This window comes from Hymenobacter chitinivorans DSM 11115, from assembly GCF_002797555.1.
In the GTDB taxonomy this organism is placed as follows: domain Bacteria; phylum Bacteroidota; class Bacteroidia; order Cytophagales; family Hymenobacteraceae; genus Hymenobacter; species Hymenobacter chitinivorans.
The window spans coordinates 124953-140692 of the sequence record NZ_PGFA01000002.1; the positions used below are offsets into that span (position 1 = coordinate 124953).

Sequence of the window (15740 nt, forward strand, 5' to 3'; positions counted from 1 at the left end):
CCATTTGGTCGCCCCAGGGTTAAGAAACTGTTACTGCCCACCTCCCGCTAGAAGCGGAAGGTGGCGCCCAGCGTGGAGTAGGTGCCGCGGCGGTAGCGGGCAAAAGCCGCCCCGTTCTCGATGCCGTTAATTTTGCTGTTGCGGTCGAAGTCGTAGTACTGCCGCACTTCCTGGTTGAGCACGTTCTGAATACCGGCCCGCACCTCGAAGTGCGACCCAAAGCCCTTGGTCAAACCCAGATCCACCACGTTGCGGGGCAGCTCAATCACCGAGAAGTTCTGGTTCTGGTCGCCCAGGAAGGCAATGCGCGGACCCACGATGTTGTACTGCGCCGAAATCTGCCAGTGGTTCTCGTCATCCTGGTAGAACACGCCCAGGTTCACCACGTAGGGCGACTGGCCTTGCAGCGGGCGGTTGGTCAGGGCAAAGTTGCGGTTGTTGGCCAGGGTGGTATCAATCTGCACCCGGCTCCGAATCAGGGAGGCGTTTACTACGAAGGAGAGGCGCTGCAGGAAATGGTTTTCGGTCAGGTCCAGCAACGATTTGCGGGCTTCCACTTCCACGCCCACGTCGTAGGCCTTGCTGGCGTTCTGGTAAGTCAGCGTCAGGTCCGAGCCGGTCGTGGAGCGCGTTACCTGCTCAATGGCGTTGGTGAAGCGCTTGCCAAAGATGCCCACCGAAATCATTTCCGAGCGGCTGGGATAAAACTCGTAGCGCAGGTCAGCATTGTAAATGCGGGCCGTGCGCAACGAGTCGTTGCCCCGCACGAAGAAGTTGTTGCTGAAGTCGTAGTACGTGTAGTCGGCCACCTCCCGGAACTCGGGGCGGTTCACCGACTCGCTCACGCCGGCCCGCACCAAGTGCCGCTCATTGATGGTGTAGGTGGCATTCAGGGAGGGTAGCACGAAGGTGCGCGTCTCGCGGTACTGGTCGGTGCCCGTGTCCCCCGACTGCAAGGACTTGTCGTTGTATTCCACCCGCACGCCGCCAGTCACGCTGAAGTGGTCCGAAATCGGGGCCACGCCGCTCAGGTAGCCGGCCGCCAGACGGTTTTTGCCCGTGTAGCGGTCCTGGGGCAGCGTATTTTCCTTGAGCACAAATCCGGTCTTGGGGTCCAGATTCTCGTTGCTGAAAATGGTCGACAGCGGCTGGTTGCCAATATTCTCGTAGTCGAAATTACGGGCGCGGGTGTAGTTGAAGTAGCGGCTGTCGTAGGTCCGCTCCTTTTCTTCCAGGTAGAAGCCCAGGCGCACCTTGTACTGGTTGGCACTCAGCGTATCCCGGCCCCGGTAGCTCCGCTCTACCTGCCCGCTGCCCATGTAGGTATTCTCGCGCAGCGAGGCATAAAACCGGGAGCTGGTAGTCGGCAGGCTGTTGATGACGACCCGGAACGGCTCGGGGTTCATTTCGCCGGGCTTGTTGGCCACGTATTCGCGCTCCTGCTGGTTTTGGCGGTAGTCGGGTTCGTCCCGGTACACGTAGTTGTAGCCCGTGGCCCAGGTCAGGGTAGTGCGGCTGGCGGGCCCCACCACGTGGTTGCCACCCAGCTGCCCCGAGTAGATGCTTCGGCTCTGGTAGTGCAGGGAATAGTCGTTGCGCTCCAGCGGGTCGGAATTTTCCAGGTTCTGCCCTTTCCGGTTCACTACCTCGTCGGTGCCGTACTGATTGAAGAAGTTGCGAAACTCCAGCTTGTTACGGTCATTAAGGCGTACCTGATAGTTGTGGATGATGCCCAGCCGCACGGCCGACAAGCTCCGGGTATCGTTGTATTCGAAGAACTTGCCCGGCAGCTGGTCCGGCATAGTGGGGTTGTAGGCCGTGAAGCGCTGGCGCAGGGCGTTGTATTGCTCCTGGGTGTTAGAGTACGACAGCGAAGTCACGTTGCTGATATACACGCCCCCAATTTCAAACTTGTGGTTGATGCCCAGCGAGATGCGCAAGTCAGGCCGGGAATTCGTCAGGGTCGGTAGAAATTCATTGCGCAGGCTGCCGCGCAATTCCTGCAGCTGGGTGGGCGTGGTCGTGGGAGTTTCCCGCGTCAGGCCGGCCAGCGTGCCGGGCAGGGCCCGTTGGCTGTTGTCGAAGCCCAGAAAGTCGGTCCCACTGTGGTTCGACTGCTGAAAGCGGCCGGCAAAAGTGTTGGTCGAGCGTGCCCAGCCCGATATGCTCAGGCTGCCGGTATTGTCCAGCACGCTGTTCTTGGTGTATACTTTCACTACCCCGCCACCAAATTCGCCGGGCAGCTCCGGCGAGCCGGACTTAAAAATCAGCACCCGGTCGATAACCGAGCTGGGCAGAATGTCGAAGGCAAAGGAGCGGGTATCGGTTTCGGCCGACGGCGTCAGCGCGTCATTCAGCATCACCGTATTATAGCGCTCAGCCAGGCCCCGAATCACGATAAAGTTATTGTTCTGCACGGTCACGCCCGGAATGCGCTTCACCACTTCGGCCGCGTCGCGGTCCAGGGTTTTCACAATCTGGTCGTTGCTCATGCCGCTGACCACCACCTCACTTTTCTTCAGGTCCTGAATCATGGCCACCTCGGTGCCCGTCTGCTTCTGGCCCGTCACGGTTACCTCCTTCAGGTTGGTCGTGTTTTCCTCCATCACCCCGTTCAGGGTGGTTTTGCCATTGGCCGTTACCACAATTCCGGCGAAAGTCAGCGGCTTGTAGCCGATGTAGGTCATCGTGATATTGTAGGTGCCGGGGTCGAGCTTGAGCTCGTAATTTCCCTGCACATCTACCGGGGCCGCCTGCACGGTGCCGGTTACCAGCACGGTGGCGCCGATTACGCCGTCCCCCGTCTTTTTATCAGTTACCTTTCCACTGATTACACCTTGCTGAGCGAAAGCAAAGGAGCTGATAATCAGAAAAATAAACAGTAGTCCTAAGCGGCGCATACGGCTGTGGTTTTTTCGTTTCACAAAACTACCGTAGCCCTATTATGCCAGTATTGCGACAATATTACGCTTATGTTATTGTCAAGGGTATATATACATACTATGTTGAAAACCATTACTTTTGCACCCGCTTTCACCCAACCCGCTTTTCCCGCTCTCCATGCTTTTGTCCATGACCGGTTACGGCATCGCTCATCGCGAAACCGACCGTTATTCGGCCACGGTCGAAATCAAGTCCCTGAATTCCAAAACGCTGGATCTGAGCCTGCGTTTGCCCCGCTTTTTGCAGGACCGGGAATTGGAACTTCGAAATCTTATAACCAAAAGCCTGGTTCGGGGAAAAGTCAACCTAAACTTCGACTTTGTACGGCCCCGTAATGCGGTCCGTGCCAGCGCGGTGCTCAACCAGGACGCGCTGCTGGCTTCCTACCGGGAGCTGGAAAAAGCAGCCGAACTAGTGGGCGCACCAAAGGATCAGCTCTTCGCTTTAGCTCTCAACATGCCCGGGGTGCTGCAGGCGCCTACCGAAGCCAGCGCGGCCGAGGAGGAAGAGGAGGTAAGCTGGGAGGAGTTGCTGCCCCTGGTCACTGAGGCTCTGGAGCGGGTCAACCAGTTTCGCCACGATGAAGGCCAGACCCTGACTGGCGAAATCATCGGGTATGTGGAGCGTATCCAAGAGTTTCTGACCGAAGTAGAGCGCCACGATCCAACCCGGATTGAGCAGGTGCGGCTGCGGTTGCAGCAGCATCTGGCCGACCTTACAGCTCACGAACAGTTCAATCCGGTCCGCTTTGAGCAAGAGGTTCTTTACTATATTGAGAAGCTTGACATTGCCGAGGAAAAGGTCCGTTTGACCAGTCATTTGCAGTACTTCATCGAAACGGTAGGTATACCCGAGCCCAGCGGAAAGAAATTAGCCTTTATTTCGCAGGAAATTGGCCGCGAAATCAACACAATCGGTTCAAAAGCAAACGATTCTACGGTTCAGCACCTCGTGGTCGGCATGAAAGAAGAACTGGAAAAGATAAAGGAACAAATCAATAACATTCTCTAAGTCCAACCACTTCCAATCAAGCCAGACCAGAATGTAAAATTGAACTTTTAGCATAAATTTTGGTATAGTTGTACCGCTATACCTTTTCCCGAAAATTTATGTTGCTCCAGAGGACATCCAGAAATACCTATTTCTCGTAAATGCCCTCAATAAGCTTGAAACCTCATTTTTCAGTTCGCCTGAGGGGTTGTAAGCTAGTGAAGCCAATTATTTTCAGATGAAAATTTGCAGCTTCAGATTTTCTGCGTAAATTGTGTTATCCGAACAGAGTGACTACTCAACATTCGGAGTTTTACTTACCCTTGAATTCCACGTTTTTTTCAGCCACTACTATGAAAAAAGCCTTACTAGCTCCCGTACTTTTGCTGACGCTCATGCTGTCGGCCTTCCGCCCTTTCGCCGAGGTGGAAATGATTAAAAAGCGTGTACTCAGCGAGCGGGTTGAAATCTTGATTCCCAAGGGGTTCGAGGTGATGAGCGAGCAGCAGATGGACTTCAACTACGCCAAAGCGCAGAGCCGTCCTAGCGTCATCTACACCAATAACAAAGAGGCCAGCATCGCCTTCACCTACACCGATAACACTGCCGATCAGGATATGATCGACATGTACGCCGACAACTTCTACAAGATGTACTCCAAGCAGTACAAAGAGGCGAAGTGGTTCAACAAGGGTGTCAAGGAAGTGAATGGCCGCAAAATCGGTTTCATGGAACTGATGAAGCCAGAACTGGGCCACGAAGTATACAACCTGGTTTTCTTCACCGACGTGGAAGGCAAACTGCTGATGTGCAACTTCACCTGCGCCGACCGTCAGAAGCCCGAGTGGGAGGCTGTAGCCAAGCAGATCATGGCCTCGTTCAAGTCGAACGGCTAAAAATTACCCTCCGGTTTCTTACCGGTAGAAGCTAAGAATCCCGGAATTGTCAGATCCTGATCTGATGATTCCGGGATTCTTGCGTTTCAACAGAAACGGCACTACTCGGCCGACTATCCACAAAGGCTACGGCGGTATAATCACTACCGACGCTTAAAAGGCTAAGAAAAGCTTATTGATGGGCTACTGCGGCGAAGAAGTCGATGACTAGGTGGAACACGCCGGCAAAGGCCGTTAGGCTTAGCTGCTGGGGTTGGTCGTTTACGTCGTGGTAGGCCTTGCTGCCGCCGCGGGTATACAGGAAAAACGCCGGAACGTTTCGTTCCGAGAAGGGGTAGTGGTCAGAGTTGGCGGCCCGGCCCCGCGCCGCAATGGAGGCCACGTAGCGGTGCTGACTGTTGAGTTGCTCTAACACGCGAAACGGCTTTTCCAGCAACCGGCCATTCACGACGGTGATTCCCTCCTCCCCGGTTCCTTCCAGGTCGAGGTTAACCAGAAACCGTAGCCTCTCCAGCGGAAATAAGGGGTGCTGCACGTAATAATTGGAACCTAGTAAACCCGCTTCTTCCGCGCCGAAGGCCATAAACACGACCGAGTAAGCTGGCTGGTTCTCGGGCCGGGCGTAGTAGTCGGCAAGCTCCAGGAGCAGGGCTGTGCCACTGGCGTTATCGTTGGCACCCGGGAAGTACGTGTTCTTGCCCATGCGCCCCAAGTGGTCGTAGTGGGCCGACACGACCAGGAAGGAGTCGGGCTGGATACGGCCGGGCACGTAGCCAATGAGGTTTTGAGTTAAATAGTTAGGGACCAGACGGGCATCAACCTGTAAGCTGGCTTGGGCGGCACGGGCGGGCCAGCGGCTGGCTAGTACCTGCAGGCGCGGTTGGGTTACTTGCTGGCTGGCTAAGGAAGCAGTAAGCTTGTCAGGGACGAGCGTAACGACGGCCGCCGCCTGCGCAATGTGCTGGGCAAACGCATCGGGCAAAGTGCGGATTCGTTCCGCGTCGCGGTGGCGCAGGACCAATACTTGACCCTGCAGGCTGCGGTCCAGAAAGCGTTGGCCGTCGGGCTCATCGGTGAACACCAGCGTATCGAGCCAAGTGACGGGCCCGCTAAGGTGCCCCGGCCCGGAATGTGGTTCAAGGATGAAGTCGGTGCCGGGCACCAGGGGCTTGCCATCAACGGCCAGTGCGCAACGGCCCGGGAACGTATTGATGGCGATGGGGAAGGACTGCGTGTAGTGCGGGGTGAAAGACCGCAAGCCTAATTGCCGGAACCGTTGGCGGATGTAGTGAGCGGCCCGGTGTTCGCCCTTGGTCACGTAGCCCCGGCCGTGCATGGCAGGAGCGGCCAGGGTAGTAATGGTGGCGCGGGCGCGACCTAAGTCTTGGCTCTGGGCGCCGGTACTGAACGTTGCACCATACAGGGCCCCGACACCAAGCCCCCAACGACGGGTGAAAGTTAGCAGGGAGGTAGAAGGCTGCATAGGCATTGCGGGGATTTAGGCCCACCAGCGACGGGAGGCCCGGGCCAGGAGTAAGCCCGCCACCGTGCCGATACCGTCACTGATAAGGTCGGACCACTCGCCGTGGCGTCCAAGGTCCATCGTAACCTGCAGGAACTCGATGAAAGCGCCCAGCAGAATTCCCTCCGTTAGAACTAGGCCGAATGCGTAGCGGCGCCGGCTAGCGTAGCGCTGCTGCCGGATGCTGGAAAAGTAGCTGAGCGCTGCCAGCACCAGAAAAACGAAAGCATGGGCGGCGGTGTCGAAGGAAATAAGCTCCCAGGGTGGTACCTCCGGCATCGATTTGGCCGGCGTCAGGGTGAGCACCAAAATCAGCGCCGCCCACGCCAGGGGCAGAGCGGCAAGTGCTCGGCGACGAGGCGGGGGCGGCGCGGTAGGCTGCACGATAGAAGTGTGGCTTAGGCGCCGACTAGTTCACCGTAGCTTTCGGCCGTGAGCAGGGCGTCGATTTCGGCTGGGTTCGACAGGCTCATTTTGATCATCCAGCCGTCGCCGTAAGGGTCGGAGTTTACCGTCTCGGGGCTGCCGTCGAGCTTGTCGTTGATTTCGACTACCGTGCCCGATACGGGGCTAAACAGGTCAGAAACCGTCTTTACAGCCTCAACAGTGCCGAAAATCTCATTCTGAGCTACTTCCTTGTCGAGCGTGTCAATGTCTACGTACACGATGTCGCCGAGCTCTTTCTGGGCGTGGTCGGTGATGCCGATATAAGCAAATTCGCCTTCCACACGAATCCATTCGTGCTCTTTGGTGTACTTCAGATTAGCGGGGAGATTCATGGGGTGTTGTTTTGGGAGGGTTGAATACCGGCGCAGGGCGCCCGGAGCCAAAAGTACGGGTTGGCGTGCGAAATGGCTAAGGACCGGAGCCCGCAAATACCCCGAAACGCAAAAAAACAGCCCCGGCTCCTGTCGGAACCGGGGCTGAAAGGGAATTCAAGCCGCCAGCATGCCGGCTTATTGCGACAAGCTGTAGCGAAGCTGCAGCCCACCCTCGGTGGCTGAGTTCCTGAACGAGTTCTGCACCCGGGGCTCGGTAACGGTGCGGGAGAAGAAAATCTGCAGGTTGAGGCGCTGGTTGAGCACGTAGTCGATGGTGGGGCGAAGCTGCAACTGACGGGTACCATTAGAGGTCAGGCCCTTGGCCCGGCCAACGGAAGGCTCCGCGTTGACCAACAACTGCCCGCTCTTGTCCAGAGAAAGTGGATCGACTACGGCTTCGATGGTACGCTGAATGGTGGTGTTGTCGCGAATAGACAGGTCGAGGCGGGCCGTCAGCTCGTTTTTCAGCACCCGCTGCTCCCCGCCAATACGGAACGGAATCTTCAGGCGGTTGGTCGCGTAGCCGAAGCCGATTACCAATTCCTGGGAGTGTAGCTCGGTTACCTGGGCGTTGTTGGTAGTGCTCAGGGTAATACCCCGTTCCGTGCGCAGCTCTACCCGGCCGGTGACTTTTTGCAGGGTCTGGAAGTTGACGCCAATCAGCGGGGAGAGGCGCTCGGCAATGGTTACCTGCCCCACGATGAAGTAAGGAATAAACTGCCCGGAGGTGTTGAGCAGGTCCGGGAAGGAACCGGGCTCCTGCCCGTACAGCGTGGAGGTAGTGTAGCTGGCTACCGTGTACGACGAGGAATACTGGTGATTCAGGGTGATGGAGCGGAAGTAGCGCTTCATAAAGGGCAGCTCAGCCAGGCCGTTGTAGTCGATGCGCCAGTTGGGCACGGGTAGCAAGGCGAAGGGGTTGAACTTCTTAGCCTTGTAGCCATCCGACGAACGGCCCTGGTAAGCATCAATAAAGGCTGGAATGAGTACTTCCTGCGAGTTGTAGCCGTAGGCACCCGTCTTGTCGGGCCGGCTAGGGTCATAAGCGTTGGGGTTGGCTTGCTGAAGCCGGTCCCGGATAATGCCACGGTTGGCTATGAACCGCTCGAATGCTTTGGAAACGTTCCCATTTTCCGAACGGTCTCCGAACAGCGTCTTGATGGAAATAAACGAGGTGGTAAACGTGCCCGAGCTTTGCGGCAACCGTTCAGCCAGGCTGCCGGGGCCGAAGTCGCCGACGGTACGGGTGTAGGGCAGCAGGGTGATAGGATCCAAGGCCAGGCGGTAGAACGTCTCGTTGTTGCGCACCCGCTGCCAGCGGCCGTCCAGCTGAATGTTAAAGTCGCGGAACGGTTCCAGGGCAGTGCGCAGGGTCAGGTTTTCAGTCAGCAACGAGCTGAATGGAGTGTTGAGCAGGTCACTGCGCTGGGTATACCAACCGTTGGAGCTGACGCGGTTGTAGAGGTCGTCCAACTCGTACTGCTTGCCCAGAACAAAGGGGATGCCAGGGGCATAGTCGTTGTTCAGCCCGAATAAACGGGTGCCGGGCAAATAGCCGGGCACCAGCGTGCCAGTGCTGCGGGTGTAGGTGAAGTTCAACGAGCGGGCCGTCATCAGGGAGCGGAGCACGGCTTTGAGGGCGCGCAGCTCCGGACCCTTGGCCGAGTCCTGGGCGGGGGTGGCAGCCGTCGATTGGTCCTTGTCCCGCAATTGACCCAGCGCGGGCGGCGTCAGGGTCCCGCGGCGGCCGGCGGCCCGCTCCTGCTGGCCGGGCGGCTGGGCGTTATTGATGATGTTGAGGTAGCGTACTTTGTTGTAGAGCTTCACCAAGTCAATTCTGCCGTTGGCGCTGATTTCGGCGTTGTTCTGCAGCGTATTGCCAATATTGACGGGTTGGGTAAGGCGTAGGCTATCCGGGTCTTTGGCAGTGGGAAACAGGGATGTCCGCATTGCTGTAGAAGCGGCCTGCCAGCTATAGTTAGCCGCGTAGCGCGTGTCGGCCGACAGCCAGTCGGTCAGGGGAAACTTATCCAGGGGCAGCCGGTAGGTCAGGGCAATGGTTTGGTTGAAGTTGGTGGTCCGGCCCCCGCGCAGCAGGTTGTTGCGCAGCTCCTGGCGGTTGGCCTGGGCAATGGGGTCATTGCCCACGCTCGGCCCGGCCCCCTCGTCGATGACCGAGCGGTTATTGGCAGTGTAGTCGAAGATCAGGCTCTTGGTCAGGTCCCACTTCAGGTCGTAAATCCGGTTGAAGAAGAAGCTCTTCTGGTAAATCGGGGCAATACCGTCGGTAGTCGGCACCTGGCCCGGCAGCTGGGTGCGCTGCAGCTGCCGCTCGTTGTAGCGCCGGTCCAGGTCGGCCCGGAAGGCAAAGCGGCTGGGCAGGGGCGTGAAGTTCAGATCCTGGAAAATCTTCAGGTAAGGCGAATCCAGTGCCTTCACCTTGGCCAGCGGCGTGTAGTTTTTGGGCGTCGTCTGGTACACGTAGGCCAGGGCCCCGGTGTAGGTTTTGGTGTAGTCCCGGTCGGTGCGGATGTCGGTGTGCGTGCGCTCGGTCAGGGCGTAGCTCAGGGCGAAATTTTCCACGTCGTAGGGCCGTACCTTCTTCTCGGGGTTGATCCGCTCCTTGCGCACGTTGAGCAGGCTGATACTTCGACTATTAGTTTGGTCGATAACCTCTTTGCGGTAGGCCGCTCGTTCCTCAGCCGTTTCAAACTTCTGCAAGGACTGCTCGAGCTTGGTATCGGGGTCGAGGGGGTCGTACTTGGGGCTGCGGCTTTCCTGCCCGGCCTGCACCAGCACCGGAATCCGCAGGCCCAGCTTTTCGGGTAGGAACTTGTCGGCGGCAACGGCCGCGTTCAGGTCGCCGCGCAGCACGTTGTCCAGGGAGCGTTGGGCCACCTTGTCCTGCAGGCCGCCGAAGCCCACGGAGGTGAAGCTGCCGGTAGCGGTGATGTTGGCCAGGTCGGCCAGCTTGGTATTGAAGCGGGCCGTGGCTGCCCAGCCATTTTCCCGCTCGAAGTCGAACACCCGGAACTCATCGGCCCACAGGCACAAAGACTTGGGCGCGTTGTCGTCTACGGGGTTGAGCACGCCAATCATGACGCCCTGCACGGCGCTAAAGTCGGGGTTACCCAGGATGGTAATGGTGGCGCCGTTGGGCAGCTGGGTCACGTAGGGCACATTCAGGTCCACGTGCTGTTGGTTGCGGGTCGCCTTGGCGTCGATAAACTGCTGGAAGGAAATCTGGATTTCGTTTTCCTCGGGCCAGATTTCGCGCTGCCCCGTGGCGCCGGGCCGGGTAATGCGCAGCGGCAGGGAGTACTCGTAGTAGTTCTGGGTGTAGTCGGTGCCGATGCGCACGAAGGCCCGCACAGCCCCATCGGCTAGGTTCCGGTCGTCGCTTTCGGCGTGCAAGAACAGGCGCAGCTGCTTGTAGCGCAGCATGCTGATGTTAATATTCTTGTAGGCAGCCTTGCCCACCCCATCGCGCAGGTCTTCCACGCACAGGCGCAAGGACTGCTCGTTCTGCTGCCGGTTAACGGTGCTGGAGCCGTATTCCTTGTCGCGCTGAATGTTGGGCGGCAGCACGTAGGGAATGGCGTCGGTGCCGCTCACGCCGGCAATGCCGTTTTCCTCGATGCTCACCGTCGAGATGGTGAAGGGCGTATTGTCGGTGCCGCAGTTCAGGCAGGGGGCGCCGGGCTGAGAAATCGGGCTTAGGAAGCGGCGCCACTGGTTGGCCACAAACTGGGGCTGCACCATGCGCAGCACCACGGGCTGGTCCCAGCCGGTGAGGTACATGCGCACGAAGCGGATGGATTTGAAGCCGAATGGCTCCCCATTGGGCGTGCCGCGCACGGCCGAGGGCTGCCGGATCGGGATGCGGAACTGGTACCACGACACCTGGTCGCCGTTGACGGAGTTGGTCACCTTGTCCACGATGTAGTTCTGGCCTACTTCCAGGGTACCGGGGCGCAGGCTCATTTTCCACTCGTAGTACCGCTCCGTGTCCGAAATGACGTTGTCGCGGTTCAGGTCTTCCTTGTCGGGCAGGGCCGTGGAGCTCAGCTGGCTGTTCTCCTGGGAATTGCCTTCCATGCCGTTATACTGCTTATAGCGGCCCAGAATCTTGTAGTTGTTGTTGGTGTAGAAGTCGTCGAGGTGGTGACGGAAGTTGTCGGCCGAGGGGTCGGCTACGCCGCTGTACACCCCGTTGAAGAATGCCTTTTCCTCGTTATCGTCGAGACCTTCGAGGCCGATGTCCTGGCGGGTGCGGCCACCGGGGGCGGCGCTGAAGGCATCGGTCAGGAACTGCTGGCGGGTCACGCGGCCCCACAGAGTCTTCTTGGTGTCTTGTTCGATGGTAGCCGGGTCGGTGGGCAGGCCGTTCTCAAACTCGTGCTGGTTGGCATCCACCAGCAGGTCTTCCGATACCGAGCCCAGGTTCAGGTACAGTTCCCCGCCGGTCCGGCGGCCGGTGTTGTCAAAGTCGGTGCCTTCCGAATCCTTGATGTGGCCGCGGGCTCCGCCGATGAAGGGGTCCATCATCCAGAACTCCATGTACTCGACGTTGGCGTTGTCGAAATCGGTGTCGAAGGTGATTTCCCGGCTGATGCCGCCGTAGTTGTCTTTGTTGAGCGTCGGGTTGCCGGGGTTCAAAAATTTGCCGTCGGGCGAAACCGCGGGGTTGTAGTTGTACTGCCCGCGTTCCTGCGGAAAATACGCCAGGTCCAGGGAGTATTCGAAGCCGTTGCCGGTGGCGCCCACGTCCCGGTTGGGGAAGATTTCGGTACGCTGAATACCCCGGGTATAGTGCTCCTTCAGGTCGTTGTCGTTGATGTTGCCGGGCTTGCCGGGGCCGCCGGTGTAGTAGGTCTGGTCGATGGTGTACCAGGCCAGCTTAGCCCGCTTGAAGCCATAGCCCAGGTCGTTGGTATTGGCCGGCTTCGGAACGGTAATGGGCGTGGCCGCCAGGCGCCAGGCCGTGGCCGCGCTGACGCCGCCCAGGGAGTACGGCGTACGGGCGTTTTCGAAGTCGTCGATGTAAGACACCCCGTCTTCGCCGCGGCCGAGCTTGGACTTGCCGGGCACCAGCTGGGCAATTTCCCCGCTGAAGGCCACCGACGAGGGCTCCTTGGTCGAAATCAGGGGCAGCATGTCCAGGTACTTGGTCAGGGCCCGCGACTCGCGCCGCATGTTCACGTCGAAGCCGTAGATGGTATTGTTGCCCGGCTCGTCGCCGATGTTGACACGGTTGATGCCCGGGGCCTGGTTTTCGAGCAGGTGGAGCACCGTGGCCCCGAAGTTCACGTCTTGGTTGAGGCGGTAGTCGAAGCGGGCCCCGAGCAGCTTGCGCGGCTGCACCTGCACCAGGGCGTTCTTCTCAAACGACACCTTCAGCTCGTTGGCCGAATTCAGATAGCTGGCGTTGAGAATCTTGACCTTGGCCTGGTCGTAGAATACCTGGTAGTCGCGGCCTTCCTCCAGCACCGTGCTGCCCGAGGTAACCCGCACCGAGCCCTCCGCAATGCCCAGGCCGGGCAGGCTGATTTCGTCGGTAGCGGTGGCCTGGAAGCGGCCCCGCAGGAAAAACTTATCCTTTTCCTGGCGCTGCTGGGCGTCGCTCTGCGTTTGGGTGTAGAGCTCCTGGTACACGTACTGGCGGGCCAGGTCCCGCTCGCGCTGGGCGTTGCCGCCGGCCGCGCCCGTGGTGTCAAACTGGGCCCGCAGGTAGCTACCGAAAGGCTCCACTACCGGGAAGATAATCTTGCCCAGGTCCGGGTCGATGGTCGTGCCCGGGAAGAAGTCGAAGTTGCCGTCGGGGTTCTGGTCGTTGTTGGGGTTCACATTGTCCAGGTTCAGGACCTGAATCAGCGGTTTGTTGGCAATCCTCTGGCCTTCCTTGAGCGAGATGAGGTCAACGCCGGTGGCGTCGTCCTTGTACACAATCTGCAGCTGGAAATTGTCGCGGTTGAGTTGGCTGGCGTTCAGGGAATAGATGTTTTTCATCATCAAATCCCAGGTCGGCAGGTTGCGCGTTTCCAGGTTCTTGTTCGCCGGGTTGACGTTGGGGTTAGCCAGGTTCACGCCGGGGTTGCTGGCCTTGAGCATCTTCAGGTAAATCACCTGATCCTGGTTTACCTGCGTCGAGTTGGTCGAAATCTCGCCGACGGTATAGCTCTTACCGTTGTAGGTGTAAGTATACGCCACGGCCAGCACCTGCTCGGGCAGCAGGGGCGTGTTCAACGACAGGTAGCCCAGCTGAGCGTTGAAGGTGTATTCGCGGGAGTTCAGCAGGCGGGCCCGCACCCGTTCGTAGTCCACGGTTTTGGCCAATTGCTGCAGGCCACCGTACCTGTTGTTCAAGTAGTTGTCTACCGACTCAATGTTCCGGGCACTGGGATCTGCCAGTACCACGTCCTGGTACTCGGGGTTCGACTCGTTGGCGGCCGGGGTGCGGCTGGCGGTGCGCTGAAACTGGGAGCGGTACACCCGCACCGGCTCGGCCAAGTCCATCAGGGCCACCACGTTGCGCAGGTTGTCGCTCTGGCGGTTGTCGTTGGTGACGTAAACCTCGATGTTGTTGATTTCCACCCCCGACTGAATCGTAGGCAGGTTGCGCAGGGCCGCGTCGTACCGGTCCCGGAAAAACTGGGATAGGAAGAAGTGCCGGTCCCGCTCGTACTGGCTCGACTTAATTTCGAAGTTGCGGCTCTGGGCTCCGTTCTGCACGCTTACCGCGTCGGCGGTGCCGCGCAGGGTGCTGGCTACGGCCGTCACGGCCAGCTTGCCAAACTGCAGTTGGGTCTTGACGCCGAACAGGTTCTGCCCGCCCTGAATCAGGGAGTTGTTGAGCGGCAAGCTCACGTTGCCCAGCTCAATCTTGCGGATGATTTCCGTCTCAAAGCCCGTATAATCGAGCTTCATGTTGTTCTCGAAGTCGAAGGCCGCCTTGGTGTCGTAGTTGAACGTGAGCCGCAGTTTCTCCCCGATCTGGCCGGTGAGGTTCAGGTTCATGTTCTGCTCGTACTGAAAGTCGCCCACCCGCTGCTGGCGCAGGGTCAGCGTGGGGTTCAGGTTGCGGTTGAAGCGTGCGCCCATGCGCAGGGTTACGGCCCCGTTGGGCCGGATATCGACGTAGCTGCCCCCAAAGAGACGGTCGGCCATGGGGCCCAGGTAAATCTTGGGAATCAGGCGCTTGGTTTCGGGCGCGGCCGGGTCGCCGACGACCCCGCCGGCCGAGCGGGTCCGGAAATAGTCGCGCACGGCCCGGCGCTGCTGCCACTCCGAGTACTCCTCGAACGTAAGCCGGCTCGGGTCCCGAAAATCAATGTCGGTCCCAACCTTTTCGCGCACATCGTAGTATTCTAAGCTGTCGTCGGGCGTTACCTGCAGGTTCACGTTCGAGGGCAGATCCAGCAAGAGCGGCGACTGCCGCCGCTGGGGCGCAAACGGCGAGCCGGGCCGGTCCTCGGGCGCCACCTTGGGGCGGCGGCTGGGCCGGTAGCGGCTCGTGTCGGAAAGTGCCACCCGGGGCGTGTCGGGGGCGGCCACAAGGGCTGCGCCACGGAGCCGACCGGGCTTAGGCAGCCAGGCCCACAGCTGACGCAAGGCAAAGGGACCAGCTGCGGTAGGTGCCGCCTGCGACCACCAGGCCAGCAAGGACGCGACAATAACTACCGAAACGGTGAGGGACTTCTTACCGGAGTTCAAGTGTAACAAGCAGACGCGGGGCCAGGTAAAATTCTAATGGGACTTCAGAGCAAATTTAATCAGTTCCTCCACGCTCAACTCGCTGCCGTGCTTCTGCTGAATCTGGTCCAGGTTCTTCTCGGCGGCGGCGCGGGCAAAGCCCAAAGTCACTAAGGCCGCTAACGCTTCCGAGCGGTTCGTATTGTGCGCCCGGGCCAGCGGCACGGTATCCACGCCGGCTTTGCTGAGCAGTTCATCCTTGCGCAGCTTGTCGCGCAGGTCCAGAATTACGCGCTGGGCCGTTTTGGGGCCTACTCCTTTGATGCTCTGAATGGAGCGCACATCCTCATTGACGATGGCGTGGCGAATTTCGCCCACCGACATTGACGAGACCATCATGATGCCCGTGCCCGGCCCGATGCCCGACACCGAAATCAGGTGCATAAACAGGGCCTTCTCGTTGGGGTCCAGGAAGCCGTACAGGGCCTGGGCATCTTCCTTGATGTGCTGGTAGGTATAAATCTTGGCCTTCTCGCCTTCGCCGGGCAGCTTGGAGTAGGTGGCCAGCGAAATTTTAATCTCATACCCCACGCCATTCACGTCCATGATGGCCATGGTAGGGTCCTTGTAGGCTAGTTTTCCGTCGATGTACGCAATCATGCAGGCAAGCTAAGAATAAGAAACTGAACGGGACCCGGCACCCACTACGGCTTAATAGGGATATTGCCATACTCGACGCTGGTGAAGGTCCGGTGAAAAGAAACAGTAAGCCCGTCTTTTTCTATCCCAAATCTACTGGCTTTTTCCACTAAAAAACGGGATGTTTCCGCCGAGTTTGCTGGCGGAAACATCCCGTTTTTCGGATGTTTAAGCTGG

8 protein-coding genes are annotated in these 15740 nt (G+C 58.9%); 2 read left to right on the forward strand and 6 right to left on the reverse strand.

Features of this window, described 5'->3' with window-relative positions:
• Positions 1 to 47 precede the first annotated feature (47 nt).
• Positions 48 to 2900 (reverse strand): TonB-dependent receptor, encoded by a 2853-nt coding sequence (locus CLV45_RS14170; RefSeq protein ID WP_100337129.1) that lies wholly within the window; start codon positions 2898 to 2900, stop codon positions 48 to 50.
• Positions 2901 to 3060: 160 nt separating this feature from the next.
• On the opposite strand from CLV45_RS14170, the gene CLV45_RS14175 reads away from it, so the two are divergent.
• Positions 3061 to 3954 carry a YicC/YloC family endoribonuclease gene (locus tag CLV45_RS14175; protein ID WP_100337130.1) on the forward strand — a complete coding sequence of 298 codons (894 nt, stop codon included), beginning with the start codon at positions 3061 to 3063 and terminating at the stop codon, positions 3952 to 3954.
• 332 nt (positions 3955 to 4286) lie between these two features.
• Entirely contained in the window at positions 4287 to 4829 is a 543-nt protein-coding gene (locus CLV45_RS14180) for a hypothetical protein (RefSeq protein WP_157807504.1), read from the forward strand.
• A gap of 172 nt (positions 4830 to 5001) precedes the next feature.
• On the opposite strand, the gene CLV45_RS14185 is transcribed toward CLV45_RS14180, so the two are convergent.
• The 5 genes from CLV45_RS14185 to ruvA form a co-directional block, all read right to left on the reverse strand.
• Complete coding sequence (locus CLV45_RS14185) at positions 5002 to 6312, reverse strand: M28 family metallopeptidase (RefSeq protein ID WP_157807506.1); 1311 nt, start codon at positions 6310 to 6312, stop codon at positions 5002 to 5004.
• Positions 6313 to 6327: 15 nt separating this feature from the next.
• A complete protein-coding gene (locus tag CLV45_RS14190) occupies positions 6328 to 6735 on the reverse strand; it encodes a VanZ family protein (RefSeq protein WP_157807508.1) in 408 nt (135 codons plus the stop codon).
• Positions 6736 to 6749: 14 nt separating this feature from the next.
• Complete coding sequence (gene gcvH, locus CLV45_RS14195) at positions 6750 to 7130, reverse strand: glycine cleavage system protein GcvH (protein ID WP_100337134.1); 381 nt, start codon at positions 7128 to 7130, stop codon at positions 6750 to 6752.
• Between the two features lie 177 nt (positions 7131 to 7307).
• Entirely contained in the window at positions 7308 to 14894 is a 7587-nt protein-coding gene (gene sov / locus CLV45_RS14200; RefSeq protein ID WP_245882870.1) for a T9SS outer membrane translocon Sov/SprA, read from the reverse strand.
• Between the two features lie 24 nt (positions 14895 to 14918).
• Positions 14919 to 15524: a Holliday junction branch migration protein RuvA gene (ruvA, locus tag CLV45_RS14205; protein ID WP_100337135.1), complete on the reverse strand. Its 606-nt coding sequence runs from the start codon at positions 15522 to 15524 to the stop codon at positions 14919 to 14921.
• Positions 15525 to 15740: the final 216 nt, after the last annotated feature.